Source organism: Oceanobacter sp. ABM4_470 (assembly GCF_056158645.1).
Genome location: NZ_JBSWTR010000001.1, coordinates 2,069,052 through 2,091,295 on the forward strand (window position 1 = coordinate 2,069,052; position 22,244 = coordinate 2,091,295).

Sequence of the window (22,244 nt, forward strand, 5' to 3'; positions counted from 1 at the left end):
AAACGGAGTTCTTATGTTCAGACGATCCCTTTTAAAGTGCCTCTTCACCCTCGCTTGCATTGCCAGCTTGCCGCTGACGGCTCAGGCAGAATCCACCGTGCAGGTTCGCCTGGTAACCAACATGGGCAATATCGAGCTGACGCTGTACCCGGACAAAGCCCCGGTAACGGTCGCCAACTTCCTCACCTACATTGAAGGCGAGCATTACAACAACACCCTGTTTCACCGGGTGATTGACAACTTCATGATTCAGGGCGGCGGCTACAACCTCGACATGCAGAAAAAAGCTACCCTGCCAGCAATCAAAAACGAAGCCGACAACGGCCTTGGCAACGAACGCGGCACCATTGCCATGGCGCGTACCGCGGCTAAAGACAGTGCCACGTCGCAGTTTTTCATCAACCTGAAAAACAACCGCTTTTTGAACCACGGTGTCCGTGATTTTGGTTACGCCGTCTTTGGCAAAGTGACCAGCGGCATGGACGTAGTAGACGCCATTGGCAAGGTCGACACCGCAGCGCGTGATGTTCCGCGCAAGCCTGTGATTCTGGAAAAAGTCGAAGTACTGCAACAGCCTCAGTGATACTTCGTGACGGGCCTCTAGCCAGCGACAGCCTGGCCCTGCGACACTTTGGCCTTTGTGCTAGCATCAGCGGTCATTCCTCGGCCTCTGATGCTAGACAGTATGCAAGACAGCAGCGACACCCCATCTTCTGTATCTATTCCGTCAAACCCGACGTCCCAAACTCCGACGCCTCAAACCCAGATGCCTCAAAACCCAACAGCGTCCAGCAGGCAGACCACGCGGCTTGAGCACCCGGAGCTGACCTGGCGGGACGATGGCCAACCCGTCGCCAATGACTTCGATGACCCGTACTTTTCGGTCGAAAACGGGTTGGAAGAAAGCCGCTACGTATTCCTGCACAACAACGGTTTGCCGCAGCGTTGGCAGCAGTGGCAAGGGCCGTTTTGCATCACCGAGACCGGCTTTGGCACGGGCCTGAATTTCCTGATGGCCTGGCAGTCATTCCGCCAAAACGCACATCCGGATTGCTGGTTGCACTTCACCAGCATCGAGAAATTCCCGATGTCGCTGACTCAGCTACAACAAGCGGCTGCCCTTTGGCCCGAGCTGGCCGATCTGTACGACAAACTGCTGCAACAATATCCCTTGCCTACCGCAGGCTTTCATAGCCTTTGCTGGCCCGAAGAGCGAGTACAACTGACCCTTGTTCTGGCGGATGTTCACGATGCCCTGCCGCAACTGCATGGGCCGGTTCATGCCTGGTTTCTGGACGGCTTTGCACCGTCCCGCAACCCGGACATGTGGCAGCAACCACTGTTCGATCACATCCGCCGCTTGTCCAATCACAGTCAGGACTTTTTGGATCAGAACGAAAACACTGAAACACGTCAGACGACTCTGGCGACCTTTACCGCCGCGGGGATTGTTCGGAGAGGCCTCAAGGGAGCCGGTTTCAAGGTCAGTAAGGTGCCAGGCTATGGCCGCAAGCGCGAGATGCTAAGCGCTTACTATCATCGCACCATAGGGCCAGAGCGCCCTGCCCGATTCAGCAAAACGCCATGGCTGCATTGGCAACGTTCGACATCTGCAGTAAACACCCACAGCCAATCTGCCATTGTGATTGGCGCAGGATTAGCAGGCTGTACCACCGCAAGAGCACTGGCTGAGCGCGGTTTGCAAGTGCAGCTGCTGGACAAGGATGGCATTGCCGAAGGCGCGTCTGGCAACCCGCAGGGCGGCGTTTACATCAAGCTGGCGGCGAACGACCAGGCCACCCATACCGATTTCTACCTGGCTGCCTATCAGACCAGCCTGAAGTGGATGTCACGGTTACTGAACTCAGATGAATGGAGGCCTTGTGGCGTATTGCAACTGGGCTGGTCCGAGAAAGAAGCCAGTCGCCAACGTAACTTTCTGAACAAGGTCAGCTACCCGGATTCACTGATCAAACCGCTCTCCCAGCCACAGGCCAGCGTCCAGGCGGATTGCGAAATGGCAGCGGGCGGCTTGTTCTTTGAACAGGCGGGCTGGGCCAGCCCGGCGGCGTTTTGCCAGGCACTGGTTCAACATCCCAATATCCACTTCCAGACCGCCACCGTCAGCGAACTAGTGCGTGAGGAATCACAGTGGCAAGTGCAGCTGACCGACGGTCAGACCTTGAATGCCGACCACGTCGTGGTGGCTACGGCCAATTCAACCCGCTCGCTGCTGCCCAACAATCACCTGCCAACCAAGTCGATTCGAGGCCAGTTAAGCTACCTGAATGCCGATCACACCCCGGCTTTGAACACCGTTTTGTGCGGCCGCAGCTACATGGCCCCGGCCCACAACCAAAGACTGGTACTGGGCGCGACCTACAACCTCAACGACGACGAACAGCAGCTGCGCGATGCCGATCACAGCACCAACCTGGGGTATCTGGCCGACTTTGGCCCAGCCTGGAAAACGTTGTCGGAAGCCGCGCTAAAAGACCCCGAGGTGCGCAACAAACTCTTGCTTGGTGGCCGAGTGGGGTTCCGCTGCACCACTCCGGATTATTTGCCCATTGCTGGGCCCGTGGTGATGGATCAGTCGTTTTTCAACAGTTATCAGCCGATGGTGAAAAACGCCAAAATCGTCCCGCCACAACCGGCACCCGTGCACACTGGCTTGTGGGTGAATCTGGGGCATGGTTCCCGCGGTTTGTGTTCGGCACCGCTGTGTGCAGAAGTACTGGCGGCAGAAATTACCGGCAGTAGTCTGCCCGTCAGCAAAACCGTGCGGGAAGCCATTTTGCCGTCTCGATTCCTGTTGAGGGATATGGTGCGTCGCAAGGTCAGCCGCGACGAGCTATCAGATGTTGTCAGCGGTGATTAAGCGATGACTCATAGAAATTGAATCAGCAGACCCGACTGGTATAAACCAGCTTTGGGACCCTCTGAATAACTCTGCACAGCTCTCGGCTCTGGCTTCCTGCTTCGCCCTACCTCCTGCATCCATGCAGTCGTGCGCGAGTCCTGCAGGTTGTCATTGGCTCTCTACAACCTCGCGGCGAATGCAGCGGAATGGCTAGACCTTTCCAAATCGGGCCGCGCAGGTTCGCCAACACCGTTCTGGCGGGCTGCAGGTCGCGCCCTGCGGGGATGGCAGGGCATTGCTGACTCTGTGTCGCTGATTTTTGACTTGACCCGTCAGGCCTGCAAACCAGCTTCGTGATTCAGCGTCGCCCTGTCATCCAGAGCGGGCACCGAGTTATTCAGAGGGTCCCTTACATAACCCGCCGTAAATGACGAGCGGGTTTATCTATGCTGTCAGAGCCGGCGACGTTCGGCTCAGATGCGTCAGGGCTGGTACGGTTGGATGGATGCAGCGAGGTTTTCGCTGGCAGCGGGTTACGCTCACGAATGGCGCGCATCGCCTCGGATAGCTCAGCGCAGGCGGCGCGAATGTCCGCCAGCTCTGTTTTCATGGTGTCTATGTCGTCGACCGCATCGGCAATGCGGCGACGTAAACGATGAACCCGTATGTCCGTCATGGCTGTGCCCTCCAGGTCACCATTACCGGCTGATCGGGATGGCAACGCACTAGCGGTTAGGAATGTTCCGCGTCAATTCAATGTGGCAGCTATTTTCAATCGGGTCAAATAACAGGCGGGCACTGCCATCGGCCAACTGCCCTTTTACCTGCGCTTTCTTGTCATCAAAACTGACGTCGTAATCGCCGTAGTCGGTGCCTTCGCGCAGCACAAACTCGCCCAGAATACCGTCCAGTGCATCGGCGCTTAGCTGCTGCCAGGGGACTTCAATAACACCATGATCCGGTGCCTGATCGTGATCAGATGGCAAAGCCAGCCTCCCTTTCCCACTCACAGTTCATACGCAGCTCGGCATCGGATGGAATATGACCCTGATCCGACTGCCAATTGAAGGTGTGCTTGCCCGACAGTTCGGTTTCCAGATGCACGGTGGCAGACACCCAGTACATGGACTTCAGCAGGCTTTCAAACTGACGCAACCAGGCTTCCCACTCGTACTCAACAGCACGATAGGAGGCGGCAAAATGGATAATCTGGGTTTGGTAGGTACCACTCAAGACATGATCACCGGGCATGGAGAACATTTCCCGGCACAGCAGTGACCAATCATCGTCAACACCGGCAGGCAAATTCTGAATCGCTGCCCAGTTACTGCGTCGTTCGTAACGGGACGCCAGCTCGGCACTGTTGGGAACATGCCGGATGACGCCGTAGACGATGGATTCCTGATCGAATTGCTTCACACAAACTTCCTGCTTAACTCGTTGTGCCATCATAAACCATCCATGCCGACCGGCAATACAACCGCGGCGATGGAGATCACAGTTCCACCAATAAAAAATGCCACTGGCGAAACCCGCAAGTGGCATTTTACATACTCTTTAAGTGATAGCTAACTATCTGTTATTTAAGCGTTTCTTCGATACGGGTAGAGGCATAGGTGCCAGGCGCATCTTCGATTGGTGGCAAGGCATCGCTGCCCGGCTGGCGGGCATCCACCAACGTCATACCACCCTGCTTTTCAATCCATTGCTGCCAATCCAGCCACCACGAACCTTCGTTGTGTTTGGCATCGGCGTACCAGTCGTCCGCTTCCAGCGGCATGCTGTCGTTGGTCCAGTAACCGTACTTTTTCTTGTGCGGCGGATTGACGATACCGGCGATGTGGCCGGAACCACCCAGCACGAATCGTTTGTCGCCACCCAGCACTTGCGCACCCTTGTAGGTGCCGCGCCACAGTGCAATGTGATCCTGAGCGCAGGAAATAAAGTAGCTTGGCACAGTAATTTTCGACAGGTCGATTTTCACACCGTCCATTTCCAGCGCATTTGGCTCAATCAGCTTGTTGTACAGGTACATGTTGCGCAAATAGTAGCTGTGCATGGCTGCGGGCAAGTTGGTGCTGTCGGTGTTCCAGTACAACAAGTCAAACGCCGCCGGACGCTCACCCAGCAGGTAGTTGTTCACAAAGAACGACCAGAACAGGTCATTTTCACGCAGGGTATTGAAGCTGAACGCCATCTGGCGGCCATCGTAGAAGCCCAGCACATCCATCTGGCGCTCAAGTGCAGAAATCGCCGTTTCGTTAATGAAAACGCCAATTTCGCCCGGCTCCGAAAAGTCGGTCAATGTGGTCAGGAAGGTATTGGTTTTGATCGGTGCCTTGCGCTTTTTCTTCAGGTAAGCCTGAGTGGCTGACAGCAAGGTGCCGCCCACGCAGTAACCAATGGCATTAACGTCTTTTTCGCCAGTCGCCTTCTGGATGGCTTCAACCGCCGCAATCGGACCTTCCAGCATGTAGTCTTCAAAGTTCTTGTTGCGCAAGGCCGGCGTTGCGTTGACCCAGGAGATACAAAAAACAGTGTGGCCCTGGTCGGCCAGCCATTTCACAAACGAGTTGTCCTGACGCAGGTCGAGAATGTAGTACTTGTTGATGAACGGCGGAATGATCAGCAGCGGGCGTTTGAACACCTTTTCGGTGGTTGGCGCATACTGAATCAGCTGCATCAGGTCGTTCTGGTACACCACCTTGCCTTTGGTGACGGCGATGTTGTTGCCCACTTCAAAGGCATTGGTGTCGGTCATGGCAACGTTCAGAAGGCCTTTGGCGCTGCCTTCCATGTCTTTCATCAATTGCTCAATGCCGGTCGCCAGGTTGGCGCCATTGGTTTCCATGGTCTTGTGAATCACCGCCGGGTTCATGCTGGGGAAGTTGGTCGGTGACATGGCATTCACGTACTGGCGCACAAAGTACTCCACTTTCTGGCGGGTGTGCTCATCCAGTCCGTCGGTATCCTTGATCATCTGCATCAGGCTGTTGCCTTGCAGCAAATAGAGCTGTTTTAGGTAGTCGAACAGCGGGTTTTCTTCCCATTCATCATCCTTGAAACGGCGATCCGTCGGGTCCGGGGCAACCACCGGATCTGGCGTCTGGCCGAGATAACGCATGACGGTGTACTGATACAGTTCCTGCTGCTTTTGCATTAACTCCAGCTGGTCGGCCAACACCTTGTTGGGGTTTTCCAGCATGGCAGTTCCCAGCTCTTGCAGGGCGGCAGAAAAATCGGACAACACCGACCCGGCCGGGTCTTCTGCAGAGGAAGGCTGAATCACGTTCTTTTCCCAGAAACGGCCATACTGCTCCGCTACTCGGCCCGTCATTTCGTAAAAATCGCCGACGGCGACTTCAAAGGATTCCTTGGTCATGCTTATCAACCTGTCTTCGAAATAAGAAGGGAAAGAAAAAAGGCCACCAAAGTGGTGGCCTTAATTACCCGTTACCACACCTGTTACCAAGTGCACTAACGACCGGCAAGGCCCTTAGGCGGCTTTGCTGGCAGCCTTGGTAGCAGGCTTGGCGGTAGTAGCGGTGGTTGCAGCAGTGGTGCGCGCTTCTTCCATAATGGACTCAACCTGAGACTTGAACTCCATCGCCATATCGGAGAAAGCCTTGGCATCTTCCATGATTTTCTTGTTCATTGCAGAGGCAGCTTCAGCCTGGGCTGCAGTGTAGGCACGCATGCCTTCTGCATCTTTAACGTCAGCGGCTTTTTTCATCTGATCCAGGCCCATTTCTGCGTAGCTTTTCACAGCAGACAGTTGGAACTCAGTCATCTTTTCCATGTTATCAACGAACAGGGTGTTGAACTTGGACATAGGCGCATACATGGTTTTTGCCTGTTCCGCGAAAGCGTTCAGAATAGTGTCTTGCATGATATTTGCTCCTTCAAAAGGGTCGGGGTTAGCGCTTGGGGACATCTGTTTAATCCCGTACTTCTCATATTGAGAAGGCACTGAATTAAAGAGATATCCCCAACCGCTGCAAGTTCATACTAGACCAGTGGATTTGACGTTTAAATGACAATTACACGGAATTGACCAACTTTGTTGACCTGTTACCTATTGATATATCGCTTATATTTTTCGCATATAAAAGGATATTTATATATATTCGAAAAATGGCGCTTTTAGTCCATTTTTGCCAAATCAAGCCTAACAGTCGTAAGAAAATGGGCACCAAAGATGCCCATTTTATCTATCATTCGTTCGAATTTTCCGGGCTTTTTCCGCCCATCATCTTGAACATCATCTGCTGAAACTGACTCATGGCCGTCATACTTTCGTTGAACATGGGTTTATATAATGCCATTGGGTCATATCCATCTTCGCCGTTATGCATTTTTTCAAGCATTTGATCAAATACTTCCTGCTGAAAATTCTGAACATCCGGTAATCCCAAAACCTGACGAAACTCTTCCGGGGTCATATCGAAAGTTACATTTATTTTCATGTCCGACTCCTTTCCTGTATCACGTGATATCAATCAATTGAGCGATTCAACTCAGGCCCCCTGAAATCCGTGCCCGGCGTTATTCAGAAGGTCCCCAGCGCCATGCAATCAGCGTTGCCAGCAACGCAACCAAAGCCGCCGCCCAGAACACCCACTCGCCACCATAAGCCCAGAAATACCCACTTAGCCAGGCTCCAATGGCGCCACCGAGACCAAACCCGGCACTGGAGTACAGCGCCTGTCCCTTGCCTTGCAGATCGGCCGGGAACAGCACTGGCACATAGCGAATACAGACAGCATGCAACATTGCAAAGGTGAATGCATGGGAAAGCTGGGCCAACAATAGCACCAGCAAGGAATCGGCCAACATTGCCACAGCCATCCAGCGCACGGTGGTGATCAGCAAGCTGGCAATCAGCCAAAAACGCAAACTGCCATAGTCCAGCAGCCAGCGTATTTTCCAGAACAGCACCACCTCTGCGGCAACGCCCAGCCCCCAGAACAAGCCCACCTCGGTGGCGCTGTAGCCATAGTCGTCCAGGTAAATGCTGAAAAACGAGTACAGCGGGCCATGGCTCATTTGCAGCAAGGTATTCAGCAACAGAAAGGCAATGACTACCGGTTGTTTCAGAACTGGCCATAGCGAGGCTCTGGAGGCCACCGGGTCCTTGAAGTCAGTTTGCAGGCGGATGCCCCAGCTGTTAACGATGACACCGACCATCAGAATCAGCATCACCAGTGGCAGTACTCCCACACCGAAGTGGTCGAACATCATGCCCAGCCCCGTCACGGTGACAATGAAGCCGACCGATCCCCACAGCCGGATACGACTGTAATGCTCCAGATTATTGGCAATGGCCTTCATGGTGATGACTTCATACTGAGGCAGCATCGCCGACCAGAAGAAGCCATACGACAGCATCACCACCAGCACCGGCCAGAAACCGTCCACCAGCCAGATGGCGCTGAAGCACACTGCCGTAGCAATACCGGCAATGCGAGCCATATGAATGGGCGTATGAAAGTGATGACTCCAATGCGCCCACAGCGTGGGGGCAATGATGCGCACCAGTGAGAAGCAGGCAATAGCACTGCCAATGTCTTCGTAGCTGAAGCCCAGACTTTGCAGATAGGGCCCCCAATACGGCGCGTTGCAGCCAACCAGCGCAAAGAAAAGCGCATAAAAAACCGCCAGGCGCTGACGCACCTGACGGTCTTCGGTTTGCTGTACGCGCTCAGGACTGTTGCCAGCCATCGCGTGTTTATTCCTGTTCTGGTGCCAGTCCGGCAATCACCGGAGTTGCGCACTGGACATCGGCGTTTTGGCCACGATGACGCAGCAGGTGGTCCAGCAGCGTGATGGCAGTCATAGCTTCTGCAATCGGCGTGGCACGAATGCCCACACACGGATCGTGACGGCCTTTGGTCACAACTTCGATCGGGTTGCCATCGGTATCAATGGAACGACCCGGAATGATCAGGCTGGAGGTTGGTTTCAGGGCGATGTGGGCAACCAGGTCCTGACCGGTGGAAATACCGCCAATCACACCACCGGAGTGGTTGCTGAGGAAGCCTTCCGGGGTCATTTCGTCGCGGTGCTCGGTACCCTTCTGGGCAACCACATCAAAGCCATCACCAATTTCGACGCCTTTCACCGCATTGATGCTCATCAGCGAGTGAGCCAGCTCAGCGTCCAGACGGTCAAACACCGGTTCGCCCAAACCCGGCAGCATGCCGGTGGCAACCACGGTGATCTTGGCACCAACGGAGTTACCTTCCTTGCGCAGGGCAACCATGTAGTCTTCCATTTCGGAGACCTTGCTGACATCCGGGCAGAAGAACGGGTTTTGCTCAACCTGATCCCAGTCGAAGTTGGCCTGATCAATGGCAATCGGACCCAGCTGCGACAGGTAGCCTTTCACTTCAATGCCTTTGGCAGCCAGCACTTTCTTGGCAATCGCACCGGCGGCAACGCGCATGGCGGTTTCACGAGCGGAAGAACGGCCACCACCACGGTAGTCGCGGAAACCGTATTTCTGGTTGTAGCTGTAGTCCGCGTGGGCCGGACGGAAGGTGTTGGCAATGTTGGAGTAGTCCTTGGAACGCTGGTCGGTGTTTTCGATCAGCAGGCCAATGGAGGTACCGGTGGTTTTGCCTTCAAACACACCCGACAGAATTTTCACCTCGTCGGCTTCACGACGCTGGGTGGTGTAACGAGACGTGCCCGGCTTACGACGATCCAGATCCTTTTGCAGATCTTCTTCGCTCAGCTCAATTCCCGGTGGGCAACCATCAATGATGGCACCCAGGGCTTTGCCGTGGCTTTCGCCGAACGTGGTAACGGTAAACAGCTTACCAATGCTATTGCCTGACATAGGACTCTCGTTCTCTTATTCGTATCGTTGGATTCGGTGTTATTCAGCCGCGCTATCCAGCAGCTGTAAATCGCGGGCCTGCAGCACAAAAACGCCGTGGCCGCCGCGCTCAAATTCGGGCCAGATCAGTGGCAATTGCGGGTACGCCGCTTCCATCGCGGGCCAGCTGTTGCCGACTTCGACAATCAACAGGCCATCTTCCGCCAGATGTTCACGTGCCTGACGCAGGATGATGTGGACCAGATCCAGGCCATCTTCGCCAGCGGCCAAGGCCAGTTCCGGCTCGTGACGGTATTCGTCTGGCAGGCTGGCCATGTCTTCGGCATCAACGTAAGGCGGGTTGGTCACAATGATGTCGTACTTGCCATGAGCCGCCGCCATCAGGTCGGATTGCAACGCCTGCACCCGGTCTTCAACGCCATGACGCTGAATGTTCTCTTCGGCCAATGCCAGTGCATCGAAGGAAATATCCATCAGCTCAACTTCGGCCAATGGGTACTGGGCCGCACAGGCAAGACCAATGCAGCCAGAGCCGGTGCAGAGGTCCAGAATACGGGTTGGCTCGCGGCCGTCTTCACCCTGCCACCAAGGGGCAAAATCGTTCTGGATCATTTCACCAATGGGCGAACGAGGAATCAGCACGCGCTCATCCACGGCAAACGGCATACCACAGAACCAGGCTTCGCCCACCAGATACGGCGCTGGCAGACGGGATTCAATGCGATGACAAATCAGCTCCACCACCGCCTGGCGTTCAGCTTTGGTCAGACGGGAGGTATACCACTCAGGCGCCAGATCCCAACCCAGCGACAACGCGTGGGTTACCAGCAAGCGTGCTTCGTCCCACGAGTTATCGGTGCCATGACCGAAGTAGATATCGGATTCGTTCATGCGGCTGACCGACCAGCGTAGCAAGTCCTGGACGGTCTGGAGTTCTTCAATGGCGGCCTGCGCCTGGGTGTGCAAATCCATTCGGATGCCTGATCAGGAAAAAGCCGCTAGTTTAAACGCTCAGGCCCGCACAAACCAGCAACAGCCGCCGGGTTCTTACCCCATCAAACGGGCATAAGGACTAGCGCTGCCCTGTTCGTAGGCATCCAACGCCTTGTTGGCGATGTGATAGCCCAGATCAATCATTTCTGTGGCACGGTAGAACTCGTACATTTCGCAGGATTCCATCGGCATATTGATCATCAGATCGGGCGGATAGGCAGCCGTTTTGAAACGCGTCAGCGACAGCTGCATGGTTTCAAACATCTGGTTGATCATTTCCAGCTTGCCGATGTTTTCGTCGACTTGCAGGGTGGCATCGTGGCCGTCTTCACCGCGCTTGGATTCCAGCCAGTGCGTCGCCTTGTCGACCACGGTATTGAACCAGGCTTGCTTTTGCGGCCGTTCTTCGCCCTGCTCTTCAAACACAAAGTCGGTCGGCAAGTCTGTGTCTGAGTTGAGGTCAACCGCGATGATGTGATCGGCATGAACCGACACACATGGGGAAATCGGCAGCGGATTCAGCACACCGCCGTCAACCAGCGTACGACCGTTAACCTTGACCGGATTGAAGATGCTCGGAATCGCTGCCGACGCCCGGATGGCCGTATCCAGACAACCGGTCTGAAACCAGATTTCCTTGCGCGCCACCATATCGGTCGCCACAGCGGTGAAAGGAATCGGCAGGTCTTCAATCTGCACACCATCGAGCATTTCCGACAGCATGTTGAACACCTTGTCACCGCGGATCACCCCGCTCGACAACAACGACACATCGACCAGCTTCAGTACATCCAAATAACCCAGTTTGGTTACCCATTCACGGTATTCATCGAGCTTGCCAGCGCAATAAAAACCGCCCACCAGCGCCCCCATGGAACAGCCACTGATGGCGACAATGTCGTAGCCACGCTCACGAATGGCATCAATCACACCGATATGAGCGTAACCACGGGCACCACCACTTCCGAGGGCCAAAGCCACTGTTTTTGCCATTGTTATCTCCTTGGCCAAAACACAAAACGCAATGCCGGTTTATTGCTGGTTTCCGGTGCCAGCGCCAACGCCGCACCGGCGCTGACGTTCAATTCACGGCTGCCATCGAAGGTCGCCACTCGTAACTGCTTGGCCAAACGCTCCGAGCAGCTCTGGTTAACCGCCATATCGCCCGATTCGTAGCAATGCACCACCAGATGCAAGCGCTGTTTGACGCCATCGGACAGGCCTTTCAGCACGTCGATCAAGGCCTGACTCTGGCTGGCATCAAACGCGCCGCCGTCGGCAACAAAGCCAGGTAGCCAACCGGAACTGGCACTGAGACGGTTTTCAACATCGGCCCGGCTAATGGTCTCCGGCAGGATGCGGTCTTTGGTTTTCAGAATGTTCATGCCTGCTACCGTCTGGCGTGGGCCGCGGTGACTGGCGTAGTACATCACCACGGTGTGTTCACCAGAAGCCGCATCGGTCAGGTAGGCAATCACCAGCCGCTGCTGGTTGTCGCGTCCCACCAGACGGCCGTTACCGAAAATTTCGTTGGCCCAAAAGTGGCTGCTGCCGCAATCCAAATCTTCGCACTGATACAAAATGGTGGCGCTCATGCTGGCGTCCAGCGTAATCAGCAAAGGCGTTACGGCACTGGTCAGATCCAGCTTTTCACCGGACTCCCACGCCAGGCGACGCAACTCACCGTTTACCCGCACTTCCTGTTCAGAAAAGGTAGTGGCTGACTGACGCTTGAGATCGGACAGCGCCAGACGGTAATTCCGTACCGTTTCCGTTCGGTCGGTCAGCAGACGGCTGCCTGCCGGCGTAGCCTGTTCAATCAACGCGGCGGTGTCGGCTCGGGTCGGCAGCGACAGCAAGGACAACAGCAGAAAAGACAGCGCCACCCAAGACAGCTGTTTGAGAAAAGGCAGCGCCTGAAAAGAGATGGACGACCGTTTGGCCGGGGACCGGGTAAAACACACCAACGGGAATTTGAGCAAAACAGATACTCCAGAAACGCTTGGGCCGACTACCGGCTCCGAAGCCAATGACATAATCAGAGTTTCATCAAAAGCCACAACAGTCGCAACCGTTTTCAGGTGAGATGCACCATTGTTGCGGCTGGCACGGGGTTGCTACACTGCGGATCTCATTTTTGTTAGTGAAGTTCCATGACACATTTCTCCAAGTTACCTCACGCTGTGTCTGCACTGCTGTTGGCACTGGCGCTGAGTGGCTGCCAGTCGACCCCGACCACGCCGGTCAGCGTTCCTGAAACCTTTTCCCCCGCCCAAACCGATGCTGCCATGGCAACACTGGAGCAGGCCCAGAGCGAGTACTATAAGGGGCTACTGCAACGCTATCCGTATCAGGCGTTTCAGAAAGGTCTGACACTGACGCCACAACTTGCGGCCACCGGTACTGCCGCAGATGATGAGTGGTATCAGCAACTTGCCGATCTGGAAGAACAACTGGAGCAAATGCCGCACGGTGCCCTGCCCGCCCGTCAGCAGTTGTATGCACGTGCGCTGCAATACCGACTGGGCCAGCAGCAGGAATGGCGTCAGTGCAAGGAACATTGGTCGTCACTGGGGCCGCAGGCATTTTTGCCACAGCAGGTGCTGGAGCAACTGGGCAAACACTTTCAGGCCCAAACCATTCCTGATTTTCAGGCCTTGTTGAACACCATGAGTGCCGCCGCAGAACAGCTGAAAGCCTGGCAAGTACAATTGGAGCAGCAACAGGCCAAGGGCGTCGTAAACCTTGATAGCGAACGCGACGCCGCGCTGGCCTACCTGGACCGCCAACTGGCGGGTTATCCATTCTCCGACAGCAGCACGCCATCACCGTTCTGGGTGGATATTCAGCAACAACTGACGGCTCTGAAACTCTACCCTTCCAGTCAGGACGTGCTACAAGCAGACGCCAAAAGCGCCGTTACCAACCATCTGCTGCCGGTTTTACGCTCATTGAGAGCTACCATCAAATCGCTGAACAGCCAGCCACAGCTGAGCTGGCAACAACAGCCCGGCGGCGATGCCTGCTACCGCTTGCAGCTGAGCCAGTTGGGAGCCACCGATGCGCCGGAGCTGCTACAGGAAATTGCCAAAAGCCGTCTCGCGGCCCTGCAACAGCAATTGCGGGTTGAGTTGCAACTGGATGATACCCAGCCGCTGGCTCAGCAGCTGCGTGCCTGGCTGGCGTCCAACCGGGTAGCACCGGGCGACGTGCAAAGTGAGTCTCTCAAGCGTTTGCGTGCTGTAAGCGAACGCTTGCCGTACGCCTTTGAATCCTTGCCCACCACCGAGCTGGTGATCCAGCCGGAAACCAACCCGGCCATTCACCACCCGCACTACCAGCCGCCAAAACCGCTATTGGGTCTGCCGGGGATTTATTACACCACCGCGCAAACCCATCCGAACGAGTGGCGCTGGCCGCTGGACCTGTACAAGGACACCCTGCCGGGCAAGCACCTGCAATACGCCATGGCGCAGGAAAACTCGCAGTTGCCTGATTTTCTGAAAACCGACCTGGAAGCCGCGTTTGAACCTGGCTGGCCAGACATTGCCGCTGAGCTGGCCAGCGATCTGGGAGGCTATCAGTCGCCGTCGGAACACGCCTGGGTGCTGCTGGATGAAATGGAGCAGGAATTGAATCTGGTGCTCGACGTTGCCGTGCATTTGTACGAATGGGACAACGCCAAAGCCAACCAGTACTGTCAGCTCAACAGCTTTATGTCGGAAAAACAGTGCAGCAACCGCATTGCCGCTATCCGCGCACAGCCTGCACACTTTGCCCACGCGGCGATTTCACGGGCCAACATTCTGGCACTGATGCAGGATGCCGAAGCCGCTGCCAGCCAGTCCCGTGCCTTGCTGGCGTTCCATTCAGACTGGTTAAAACAGGGCACCCTGCCTGCGGCCTTGTACCCTATTTGGCTGGACGCCTGGTTGCAGGCTCACTGACCGACAGAGAACCAGAGAACCTATAGCCCTTAACCAAAAAGCCCGACTCCCGGTTTGTGAATCTGGTTCAACAGATTCAGCGCCGGGGTCGGGCTTGTTGCTTACCTGCTCTCAACCGCAGACAAGCCGATCAGAATTTAACCTTGATGCCCGCCTGCCAGTAATTGTTGTCGGCCGGATTGGCCGTCACCTTGGCACCCGTCGAATCATGGGCAGTGATCTTACGCAGCCGCTGCTGACCCAATTCTGCATTGATCCAGATATTGCCACGCCACCAGAAATCGGCCCCCAACCCCATGCGCCAATTGCGATAGCGCACGTCGTAAGAACCATCCAGACCTTCAATGGCTTCGCGCCACACACCACCATCCGGGCGAATATTCAGGTACGACGTAAAGTGCTTGTTCCAGCCGGTTTGCAGCCGGGTTTCAGGCAACCCCAGCAGCAGCTCGGTGCTGCTGAAGGCTTTCCAGGCAATCCCCGCCATTGGCCTTGGGGTAACGTCACCAAAACGACGGTCGACCATCAGACCCGCCTGCCAGAACCAGTCACCCGACATTTGCTGGCGCCAGTACAGTTGCAGGTTAGCCATCAGGCTATCGGTATTGATGTTGTCGAAGTCGGTCATCAAACCCGGCTCAAAGCGAATACGAATCTGGCCACTGGTCATCCGTCGCTGCCAGTACTGAATGGGCATCGACAGCCAAAAATACTGACTGCTGGCCGCGTCTGAGCCAGTCCATTCAAAGCTGCTCACCGTCAGCCCTGCGGATGTTCGCAAGCCCTCTTCACGGCCCTGATTTTCCTGCAAAGGCAGCATCAGCGACATTTGGTCGGTTCCAAATGACGTGCCAGTGCCACTTTCTGGCATCGCACTGACGTCTTTTGACCAACTGAAACCATCGGCCTGAGCAGCCGACGCCAGCGACAGCACGGCAACGGCCACCAGCTGGCGGACAGTAGCGCAAAAAGAAACGGGTTTAACTGATTGTTCGATTGGCATTCAGAACCTCCTCAACACCCGCGAAGCTGAATTCAACACCGGTTTGAGCATGACGTTTACGGAATTGGTCTACCGACAACAGCAGCAACATCAACAGCTGAAACGCATCGGTTAAACATTGGGGCGCACGGGATGCAATCAGGAAGTCGTAGTGGTCGGCGGTAAACTCAAAGGCCTCCACTTCGCGGCGATGCCATTGTTCTTCTTCCGTCTGGTCCAGCGACGCCAATACCCGGCGCACCTTGGCGACCTCGGCCGCGACGGTTTCTGCTGCCACCCGCTGCACACCGTCCTGGTCGGTAAAATGCAGGGTTCGTTGCTCGTAAGCCCGCAAAAACCGGTCGGCCCACGACAATACCGATACCCCGCAGCCTGCGGTTGGCAAAGGCGGCAGCTCGATGGAGCTGTCATGGCGCTGACTGATCAGCATTGGCAAACGATTATCCGACACCAGCATCAAGGACCGTGACGCACTCTGATGACTGGACTCTGGCGGCTGTGAAGAAATACGGCTCATAAAATACTCCGGCTCGACTGCCCGAATAGCAAACACACACAGACTCCAGCAATTGCCAGACCATGTTCGAAATTCGTAATAATTTCAGGGAGTTAGAAAAGCCAAACACGCCGGTGGCAAAATCACGTCAGGAAAACGTCAGGAAAGTGTCAATGCAACGGCAGCGCAGCGGCAGTGAATTGCCGTCAGGATTTATTGGCGGAAGAAAGCCAGACACCCAGCGGCCCAGAACGGGACGCCGGGAGGTTCTATGAGGAAAGCAGCGCTAGGGACTCTCTGAAAAACTCGGTGCCCGCTCTGGATGACAGGGCGACGCTGAATCACGAAGCTGATTTGCAGGCCTGATGGGTCAAGTCAAAAATCAGCGACACAGAGTCAGCAATGCCCTGCCATCCCCGCAGGGCGCGGCCTGCAACCCGCCAGAACGGTGTTGGCGAATTTGGAAAGGGCCAGCCATTCCACTGCATTCGCCACCTTGTTCTGACGACCTGCAGGACTCGCGCAGAGCTGTGCGGAGTTTTTCAGAGGGTCCCTAGTCCTTCTTCGACGAGTCGCCATGCCCTTCGGTCAAATGTTCGCGCAGGTGTTTGATGCCGGAGTACACCGCAATCAGGATGATGGGCAGCGCAACACCCTTGGCCACGTAAGGATCAACACTCAGACCAAAGGCCTTCATGCCTTCGGCACCAATGCCAACCAGCCCCAGAATGTAGTAGCAGATAACCACCACCGACAGACCTTCAACCGTTTGCTGCAGGCGCAATTGCAGCTCGCTGCGCTGGTTCATCGACGACAGCAAACGCTGGTTTTGCTCCTGAATCGACAAATCGACCCGGGTTCGCAGCAAACTGGTGGTACGGTGAATTCGTCGGGACAGGTCTTCCAGCTGGTCCCGCACCGACATACAGGTATTGATGCCGGGCGTCAGACGCCGTTCCAGAAATTCCCGCATGCTCTGAAAACCATCCAGCGGCTGCTCTTTCAGCTGATTCAAACGATCACGAACCAGTTCGTGATAGGCCTTGGCCGCCGCAAAACGGAAGTTGGTGTCGGAACGGTGACGCTCGACATCCGCCGCCAGTTGCGACAGGGATTTCAGTAACTCACGGTCGTCCAGCTGGTTTTCCAGTTCTGAAATGTTCTGGTTCAACTCAGCCAGATCCATTTCAACCCGACTCAACTCGTGGCCCATCTTGCGTGCCACCGGCAATGCCAACAGCGACATCAAACGGTAGGTTTCCAGCTCGAACAGGCGTTGCACCAAGCGACCGGTCTGGTACGGGTTCAGGCCCTTGTTGCAAGCCAGAATCCGACCAAAACCATCGCTGTGCAGGCGGAAGGCCGTCCACACAGAAGCATGACCATCCGCCACCGATGCCCCGGTGACGCGCTGACCTTCAAACCACTGATGCAGTTGTTTTTCGGTTGGCTGCTCAGACACCAGCGACAAGCTGACCGCCACCACCAGCTCACCCGGCATCGCTGCCAGCCAGTCTTTCGGAATAAACGCCAGAGCATCGGTTTCGAAAGCCCGTTCGGTAGGCACAATAAAAGTGAAGTTGGCAAACTCCAGGTGGCGTTCCCAGCGCAGTTCAAAGCCGCCAAAATCCTGATAGAGACAGGAGGAATCCGGGTCTGGCGCGGGCACACTGAAACGACGGCACAGCTCCACCACATGGGCGTGCAGCTCCTGACGGTTGTCGTTCAGTTTGACGGTAAAGTGGGCGACCTGGCAGCTGCCTTCAATCACCGGCGACGGGCGATTATGCAGTTCCTCGTACAACACCGAGCGCATTGGATGCACGCTCAAAGAAAGGGCTGGGTTGGCAATATCCGGTGCCTGATTTGGGGTCATGGCTCGCTCTCATTCCTATATCCAAATACTTCACGCCTCACCTAAACCAGAGGCGTGAAGTGGAGAGGGACCCTCTGAAAAACTCCGCACAGCTCTGCGCGAGTTCTGCAGGTTGTCAGAACAAGGCGGCGAATGCAGCGGAATGACTAGTCCTTTCCAAATTCGCCAACGCCGTTCTGGCGGCCTGCAGGCCGCGCCCTACGGGGATGGCAGGGCATTGCTGACTCTGTGTCGCTGATTTTTGACTTGACCCGCCAGGCCTGCAAATCAGCTTCGTGATTCAGCTTCGCCCTGTCATCCAGAGCGGGCACCGAGTTCTTCAGAGGGTCCCTAATTATTATCGAGCCAGACTAACCTCTAACGATGGCTTTCGCCAATGGAACTGCAGCGTTAACCTGCTGGGGTCAAGGCATCCAAAAGTCCTGATACCAGAGTATCCATTCCATCATCCAAACCGGGCGTCAGGCCAAAACGCACCACCACCAGCTGCTGCTCTGGAGCAACCAAAACGTATTGGCCATCGTGGCCACGGGCCCAAAACACCGACTCCGGAAGTTCCGGCCAACGCTTGCTGAACTTGCGCTCGCCCGCATCGGCCAGCGTTGGGTCTGGCAGGTTGAGCCAAAATCCCATGCCATACATATGACCAGCATTGGCATTCAGAGTGGACGTTAACGCTTGTTGCATCCAGCTGCGTGGCAAGCCAATGCCCTGGGTTTTGCGGCCATGCCAGCTGTTAAGCCAGAACTGCCCCACGGCCAGCCACTCGGCAGGCGTCATGTAGCTATAGGACGACGCGACCGGCGTGCCAGACAAATCGGTTTCTACCGTGGCATGTTCAATACCCAGCGGTTGCCACAACGACTGCTGCAGCCAGTCACGCCAGTGACTATCGCCCTGCTGTACAGCATTCAGCCAGATGGAAGCCGCCAGGTTGCTGTCACCACTGGAATAACGCCACTCCGTCGCCGGAGCAATTTCGCGACGCTGATCCGCCACCATGGCGGCCATGTCGGCGGAGCAATACAGCATGGTGGTGACGTCATCCGCAGGCTGATACCACTCGTCGAAATCGAGGCCGCTTTGCATTCGCAGCAAGTGCTCCAGCGTCAGCTGTGGGCCAACTTGTGGCCACAAATCAGCGACCGGACTGGTGCGGGTTAAAAGCTGCTGCTGTTCGGCCAAGCCAACCCAGGTGGCCAACAGGGACTTGGTCATCGACCAGCCCAGCATCGGGGTTTCGGCGGTGACCGGAGCCTGATAGCGTTCCGCAATCCGTTGACCTTTCCACGACACCAACACCGCCAGCGTGTTACGAGACTGGCCATCTGGTTCAGCAAAAGCCTCGTTCAGCAGTTGATGAATACGCTGCTGTTGCCGCTCATCAAGCGTCACGGGCGCTCTATTTCCGTCATTCACAGCAAGGGCAGGACTGGTGGGGTTGGATGAAGCAGAAGGCGAATCTGAAGACGGTTCTGAAACTGAAGCTGAAACCGAGCCCGAAACCGGGTCAGAGTCACTCAGCTCTTCAGATGGTTGCCCAGTGCCGGTGTCTGGCAAAGCCACAACGCGGTTATCGGCGTCGTTCAACAAGGTACAACCACGACCGGCCGCCCACTGAGCCGTTTGCGATAAGCCCAGAAAACCAACGCTAACCCGTCGCTGCTGCTCATTGACGTCATACTCCAGCCAGTCTGACGCCGGTTGCAGTGCCGGAGCAATCGCCGTTTGCTGCAACCAGGATTGCGGCAGGCCCGACACCCACAAGCCAGAGCACATATACTTGGCGGCGTAGCCAGTCACCACCGGGCGTGCCAGCCATAAGTAGGTCACCGCAGCCAGCAACAGAATGCCCAGCCCCCACAACAGCAAATGCACCAGCACTCCAATCCGGTGACGCATACTCATTGGTGCGGTGCTCCTTGTTCATCCTTGCTGCTATTCATCAGCTGATCCAGCGTCACATCCAGGCTGGTCGCCACATTGTTTTGCCATTGCTGCAACCAGTCCGACAGCGCGGCGTTACTATCACCTGCCTGATGATCACTGGTCTGCTCAGCTTCGGTGATTTGCTCAAGGCTCAGGTCGGCAATAAAGGCACCCAGCGTCAGGCTGCGCATATCCGGCAGCCACACCCAGGTATCGTTCTGGGTTTGCGCCACCCAGCCTTGTTGTACGAACAGCTTCAACAAAGCCGAAAGTTGTTGTGCAGGCACATGGCGCAGTCGCTTTCGCAGTTGCTGGTCCGTCAGTCCCTTGCCGCCGTTATTCTGGCCATCGCGCAAGGCTGCCGCCAGCGCCAGCCGTTGCCGCAAAGGATCGCCAGCCCAGCGACTGTTAGGGTGACTCAGGGCATAACTCAGTTCGGCCCCGAACAGCAGCAGCATCCAGCTGATATACACCCACATCAGGAACAAGGGCACCGCCGCAAACGCCCCGTATATCAGTTGATAGGAAGGAAACATGCCGACGATACGAGCAAACAGAAACTTGCCGGTTTCAAACGCCGTTGCCACCACCACCGCCGCAATCACGGCATCCTTGGCGGGCACCTTGCAGTTCGGCACCATCATGTACACAAACGTAATCGCCGCTGCCGTCATCGACCATGGCACCAAACGTGCGGCCCATGGCACCGAGTCACCCAGCCAACCGGCGTCATCGGGCAACAAGCTCAAGGATGCCAACACCGAGCTGCCCGCCTGTGCGGCCGCAAACAGCAAGGGCCCCAAGCTCAATACCGCCCAATAGCGGAAAAAGCGCTGCAAGGTAGAACGCGACACTTCAACCTGCCAGATACGGTTGAACTGCTCTTCAATGGTTTGCAGCAGCAACAGCGCCGTAATAAACAGGAACACAATACCAATCCAGGTAAGCTCCCGGGCCTGTTCACTGAATTCAACCAGATAGCGCGATACCGTATCGCTGCCTTGCGGCATCACATAACCAATCAGGCTGGCGTGGGCTTGAGCGCCCCACTCCTGCAACGCCGGAATAGCCGACAGGATGGAATAGGTCACGGTAATCACCGGAACCAGAGCAAACAGAGTGGTATAGGTTAATGCTGCTGCATCGCGTCGCCGCTCCATCGATTCAAATCGCTGAAGGGTCTGCCAGATCAATGTAAGTACCCGTCGTCCTCGGCGGAAAGCGGTGAGCATCAGTGGCTTCCTTGTTACAATCGCAGCAGAAATCGGTGAGTCTTTCTATCTACGACTGGCTATTTACAACTTTTATTGACGTTTAAGGATTCAAGCATGAGTGAAATCCGTATCTACCACAATCCCCGCTGCTCCAAGTCCCGCGAGACCCTCAAGCTGCTGCAGGACAAAGGCATTGAACCAACCGTGGTTGAATATCTGAAAGACGCCCCCTCTGAAGCCGATATCCGTCAACTGATCAACCTGCTGGGCCTGTCCAGCGCACGCGACCTGATGCGCACCAAAGAAGCGGAATACAAGGAACAAGGCCTGGCAGACGTCACCGACGAAGCCGCGCTGGTAAGCGCCATGGCAAACACCCCAAAACTGATTGAACGCCCTATTGTGATCAACGGCGACCAGGCTCGTATTGGTCGACCACCCGAGCAGGTGCTGGAGATCGTTTAATGACCCAGGCTCACGCAAGCAAGCCCTATGTACTGGTGCTGTACTACAGCCGTCACGGCAAAACCGCCGAGCTGGCCAAATTGATTGCCCGCGGTGTTGAACAAACCGGTATGGACGTGCGCATTCGTACCGTGCCGCCGGTATCACCAGACACCGACAGCAGCTTGCCTGCGGTGCCTGAAGACGGCGCGGTGTATTGCAGCCAGGACGACCTGCGTCACTGCGCAGGCCTGCTGATGGGCAGCCCTACCCGCTTTGGCAACATGGCTGCCCCGCTGAAATACTTCATCGATAGCACCAGCGGCCTCTGGCTCAGCGGTGCACTGGCCGACAAACCAGCGGGTGTATTCACCTCTACCTCGTCCTTGCACGGCGGTCAGGAAAGCACCCTGTTGACCATGGCGTTGCCACTGCTGCACCACGGCATGGTGTTCGCAGGCTTGCCGTACAAAAACGCCGAACTGAGTGAAACCAGCACCGGTGGCACCCCATACGGCATGAGCCACTGGGCCGGAGCCAACAACGACCAGCGCCTCAGCGACCATGAAAAAGCACTCTGCCTGGCGCAAGGCAAACGGGTAGCAATACTGGCCAAAGCCCTGCTGCAAGAAGGTTAA

General features: G+C 55.9%; 21 protein-coding genes. 5 read left to right on the forward strand and 16 right to left on the reverse strand.

Translation table 11 applies throughout. The features are described 5' to 3' along the window. The first annotated feature begins 13 nt into the window (after window positions 1-13). On the forward strand, window positions 14-583 hold the full coding sequence (locus ACXADJ_RS08990) for a peptidylprolyl isomerase (protein WP_475064942.1): 570 nt from the start codon (window positions 14-16) through the stop codon (window positions 581-583). Window positions 584-685: 102 nt separating this feature from the next. Beyond that, window positions 686-2,881, forward strand: coding sequence for a bifunctional tRNA (5-methylaminomethyl-2-thiouridine)(34)-methyltransferase MnmC2/FAD-dependent 5-carboxymethylaminomethyl-2-thiouridine(34) oxidoreductase MnmC1 (mnmC, locus tag ACXADJ_RS08995; RefSeq protein WP_475064944.1), 2,196 nt, complete (start codon window positions 686-688; stop codon window positions 2,879-2,881). A gap of 391 nt (window positions 2,882-3,272) precedes the next feature. Here the strand turns inward: mnmC and ACXADJ_RS09000 are convergent, their stop codons facing one another. The 11 genes from ACXADJ_RS09000 to ACXADJ_RS09050 form a co-directional block, all read right to left on the reverse strand. Further along, a complete protein-coding gene (locus tag ACXADJ_RS09000) occupies window positions 3,273-3,539 on the reverse strand; it encodes a hypothetical protein (protein ID WP_475064946.1) in 267 nt (88 codons plus the stop codon). 49 nt (window positions 3,540-3,588) lie between these two features. After that, window positions 3,589-3,849: a YheU family protein gene (locus ACXADJ_RS09005; RefSeq protein ID WP_051218939.1), complete on the reverse strand. Its 261-nt coding sequence runs from the start codon at window positions 3,847-3,849 to the stop codon at window positions 3,589-3,591. Then, complete coding sequence (locus ACXADJ_RS09010) at window positions 3,839-4,315, reverse strand: hypothetical protein (protein WP_475064949.1); 477 nt, start codon at window positions 4,313-4,315, stop codon at window positions 3,839-3,841. Before ACXADJ_RS09010 ends, ACXADJ_RS09005 begins: the two co-directional genes overlap by 11 nt. Window positions 4,316-4,442: 127 nt before the next feature. Then, the gene (locus ACXADJ_RS09015; RefSeq protein WP_051218940.1) at window positions 4,443-6,245 is read right to left on the reverse strand and encodes a PHA/PHB synthase family protein; all 1,803 of its coding nucleotides are present in this window, start codon (window positions 6,243-6,245) and stop codon (window positions 4,443-4,445) included. Between the two features lie 114 nt (window positions 6,246-6,359). Further along, window positions 6,360-6,752, reverse strand: a complete 393-nt coding sequence (locus tag ACXADJ_RS09020; protein WP_028292738.1) for a phasin family protein — start codon at window positions 6,750-6,752, stop codon at window positions 6,360-6,362. Between the two features lie 325 nt (window positions 6,753-7,077). Continuing rightward, window positions 7,078-7,329 carry a DUF6489 family protein gene (locus tag ACXADJ_RS09025; RefSeq protein WP_475064951.1) on the reverse strand — a complete coding sequence of 84 codons (252 nt, stop codon included), beginning with the start codon at window positions 7,327-7,329 and terminating at the stop codon, window positions 7,078-7,080. Between the two features lie 79 nt (window positions 7,330-7,408). Continuing rightward, a complete protein-coding gene (locus ACXADJ_RS09030) occupies window positions 7,409-8,584 on the reverse strand; it encodes an MFS transporter (RefSeq protein WP_475064953.1) in 1,176 nt (391 codons plus the stop codon). 7 nt (window positions 8,585-8,591) lie between these two features. Beyond that, window positions 8,592-9,704 carry a chorismate synthase gene (aroC, locus tag ACXADJ_RS09035; protein WP_475064955.1) on the reverse strand — a complete coding sequence of 371 codons (1,113 nt, stop codon included), beginning with the start codon at window positions 9,702-9,704 and terminating at the stop codon, window positions 8,592-8,594. Window positions 9,705-9,743: 39 nt separating this feature from the next. Then, window positions 9,744-10,676: a 50S ribosomal protein L3 N(5)-glutamine methyltransferase gene (prmB, locus tag ACXADJ_RS09040; RefSeq protein WP_036534452.1), complete on the reverse strand. Its 933-nt coding sequence runs from the start codon at window positions 10,674-10,676 to the stop codon at window positions 9,744-9,746. 75 nt (window positions 10,677-10,751) lie between these two features. Beyond that, the gene (locus tag ACXADJ_RS09045; RefSeq protein ID WP_475064957.1) at window positions 10,752-11,690 is read right to left on the reverse strand and encodes a patatin-like phospholipase family protein; all 939 of its coding nucleotides are present in this window, start codon (window positions 11,688-11,690) and stop codon (window positions 10,752-10,754) included. A 2-nt stretch (window positions 11,691-11,692) separates the two neighbouring features. Beyond that, entirely contained in the window at window positions 11,693-12,583 is an 891-nt protein-coding gene (locus ACXADJ_RS09050; RefSeq protein ID WP_475064959.1) for a DUF4892 domain-containing protein, read from the reverse strand. A 267-nt stretch (window positions 12,584-12,850) separates the two neighbouring features. On the opposite strand from ACXADJ_RS09050, the gene ACXADJ_RS09055 reads away from it, so the two are divergent. Then, on the forward strand, window positions 12,851-14,644 hold the full coding sequence (locus ACXADJ_RS09055; protein ID WP_475064961.1) for a DUF885 family protein: 1,794 nt from the start codon (window positions 12,851-12,853) through the stop codon (window positions 14,642-14,644). Between the two features lie 130 nt (window positions 14,645-14,774). Here ACXADJ_RS09055 and ACXADJ_RS09060 read toward each other — a convergent pair whose 3' ends face one another. The 5 genes from ACXADJ_RS09060 to ACXADJ_RS09080 all read right to left on the reverse strand — a co-directional run bounded on the left by ACXADJ_RS09060 (window position 14,775) and on the right by ACXADJ_RS09080 (window position 21,180). Further along, window positions 14,775-15,647 carry a hypothetical protein gene (locus ACXADJ_RS09060; protein WP_475064963.1) on the reverse strand — a complete coding sequence of 291 codons (873 nt, stop codon included), beginning with the start codon at window positions 15,645-15,647 and terminating at the stop codon, window positions 14,775-14,777. Further along, window positions 15,625-16,164 carry a hypothetical protein gene (locus ACXADJ_RS09065; RefSeq protein WP_475064965.1) on the reverse strand — a complete coding sequence of 180 codons (540 nt, stop codon included), beginning with the start codon at window positions 16,162-16,164 and terminating at the stop codon, window positions 15,625-15,627. Before ACXADJ_RS09065 ends, ACXADJ_RS09060 begins: the two co-directional genes overlap by 23 nt. A gap of 532 nt (window positions 16,165-16,696) precedes the next feature. Beyond that, window positions 16,697-18,019: a DUF3422 family protein gene (locus ACXADJ_RS09070; protein WP_036534456.1), complete on the reverse strand. Its 1,323-nt coding sequence runs from the start codon at window positions 18,017-18,019 to the stop codon at window positions 16,697-16,699. 390 nt (window positions 18,020-18,409) lie between these two features. Beyond that, window positions 18,410-19,927, reverse strand: coding sequence for a serine hydrolase domain-containing protein (locus ACXADJ_RS09075; RefSeq protein ID WP_475064970.1), 1,518 nt, complete (start codon window positions 19,925-19,927; stop codon window positions 18,410-18,412). Beyond that, window positions 19,924-21,180 (reverse strand): YihY family inner membrane protein, encoded by a 1,257-nt coding sequence (locus ACXADJ_RS09080; RefSeq protein ID WP_475064974.1) that lies wholly within the window; start codon window positions 21,178-21,180, stop codon window positions 19,924-19,926. Before ACXADJ_RS09080 ends, ACXADJ_RS09075 begins: the two co-directional genes overlap by 4 nt. A 96-nt stretch (window positions 21,181-21,276) precedes the next feature. On the opposite strand from ACXADJ_RS09080, the gene arsC reads away from it, so the two are divergent. Together arsC and wrbA are read left to right on the forward strand one after the other, a co-directional pair. After that, entirely contained in the window at window positions 21,277-21,627 is a 351-nt protein-coding gene (gene arsC / locus ACXADJ_RS09085) for an arsenate reductase (glutaredoxin) (RefSeq protein ID WP_475064976.1), read from the forward strand. Next, on the forward strand, window positions 21,627-22,244 hold the full coding sequence (wrbA, locus tag ACXADJ_RS09090; protein WP_028292749.1) for an NAD(P)H:quinone oxidoreductase: 618 nt from the start codon (window positions 21,627-21,629) through the stop codon (window positions 22,242-22,244). Before arsC ends, wrbA begins: the two co-directional genes overlap by 1 nt.

What these genes read in the sequence shown, in the direction of transcription:
- arsC (WP_475064976.1), top strand. Translation starts at nt 21,277, where the DNA reads ATGAGTGAAATCCGTATCTACCACAATCCCCGCTGCTCCAAGTCCCGC.
- ACXADJ_RS09030 (WP_475064953.1), bottom strand. Translation starts at nt 8,584, where the DNA reads ATGGCTGGCAACAGTCCTGAGCGCGTACAGCAAACCGAAGACCGTCAG.
- ACXADJ_RS09020 (WP_028292738.1), bottom strand. Translation starts at nt 6,752, where the DNA reads ATGCAAGACACTATTCTGAACGCTTTCGCGGAACAGGCAAAAACCATG.
- mnmC (WP_475064944.1), top strand. Translation starts at nt 686, where the DNA reads ATGCAAGACAGCAGCGACACCCCATCTTCTGTATCTATTCCGTCAAAC.
- ACXADJ_RS09025 (WP_475064951.1), bottom strand. Translation starts at nt 7,329, where the DNA reads ATGAAAATAAATGTAACTTTCGATATGACCCCGGAAGAGTTTCGTCAG.
- ACXADJ_RS09045 (WP_475064957.1), bottom strand. Translation starts at nt 11,690, where the DNA reads ATGGCAAAAACAGTGGCTTTGGCCCTCGGAAGTGGTGGTGCCCGTGGT.
- ACXADJ_RS08990 (WP_475064942.1), top strand. Translation starts at nt 14, where the DNA reads ATGTTCAGACGATCCCTTTTAAAGTGCCTCTTCACCCTCGCTTGCATT.
- ACXADJ_RS09070 (WP_036534456.1), bottom strand. Translation starts at nt 18,019, where the DNA reads ATGACCCCAAATCAGGCACCGGATATTGCCAACCCAGCCCTTTCTTTG.
- ACXADJ_RS09015 (WP_051218940.1), bottom strand. Translation starts at nt 6,245, where the DNA reads ATGACCAAGGAATCCTTTGAAGTCGCCGTCGGCGATTTTTACGAAATG.
- ACXADJ_RS09065 (WP_475064965.1), bottom strand. Translation starts at nt 16,164, where the DNA reads ATGAGCCGTATTTCTTCACAGCCGCCAGAGTCCAGTCATCAGAGTGCG.
- ACXADJ_RS09010 (WP_475064949.1), bottom strand. Translation starts at nt 4,315, where the DNA reads ATGATGGCACAACGAGTTAAGCAGGAAGTTTGTGTGAAGCAATTCGAT.
- aroC (WP_475064955.1), bottom strand. Translation starts at nt 9,704, where the DNA reads ATGTCAGGCAATAGCATTGGTAAGCTGTTTACCGTTACCACGTTCGGC.
- ACXADJ_RS09000 (WP_475064946.1), bottom strand. Translation starts at nt 3,539, where the DNA reads ATGACGGACATACGGGTTCATCGTTTACGTCGCCGCATTGCCGATGCG.
- ACXADJ_RS09075 (WP_475064970.1), bottom strand. Translation starts at nt 19,927, where the DNA reads ATGAGTATGCGTCACCGGATTGGAGTGCTGGTGCATTTGCTGTTGTGG.
- ACXADJ_RS09080 (WP_475064974.1), bottom strand. Translation starts at nt 21,180, where the DNA reads ATGCTCACCGCTTTCCGCCGAGGACGACGGGTACTTACATTGATCTGG.
- ACXADJ_RS09060 (WP_475064963.1), bottom strand. Translation starts at nt 15,647, where the DNA reads ATGCCAATCGAACAATCAGTTAAACCCGTTTCTTTTTGCGCTACTGTC.
- ACXADJ_RS09055 (WP_475064961.1), top strand. Translation starts at nt 12,851, where the DNA reads ATGACACATTTCTCCAAGTTACCTCACGCTGTGTCTGCACTGCTGTTG.
- prmB (WP_036534452.1), bottom strand. Translation starts at nt 10,676, where the DNA reads ATGGATTTGCACACCCAGGCGCAGGCCGCCATTGAAGAACTCCAGACC.
- wrbA (WP_028292749.1), top strand. Translation starts at nt 21,627, where the DNA reads ATGACCCAGGCTCACGCAAGCAAGCCCTATGTACTGGTGCTGTACTAC.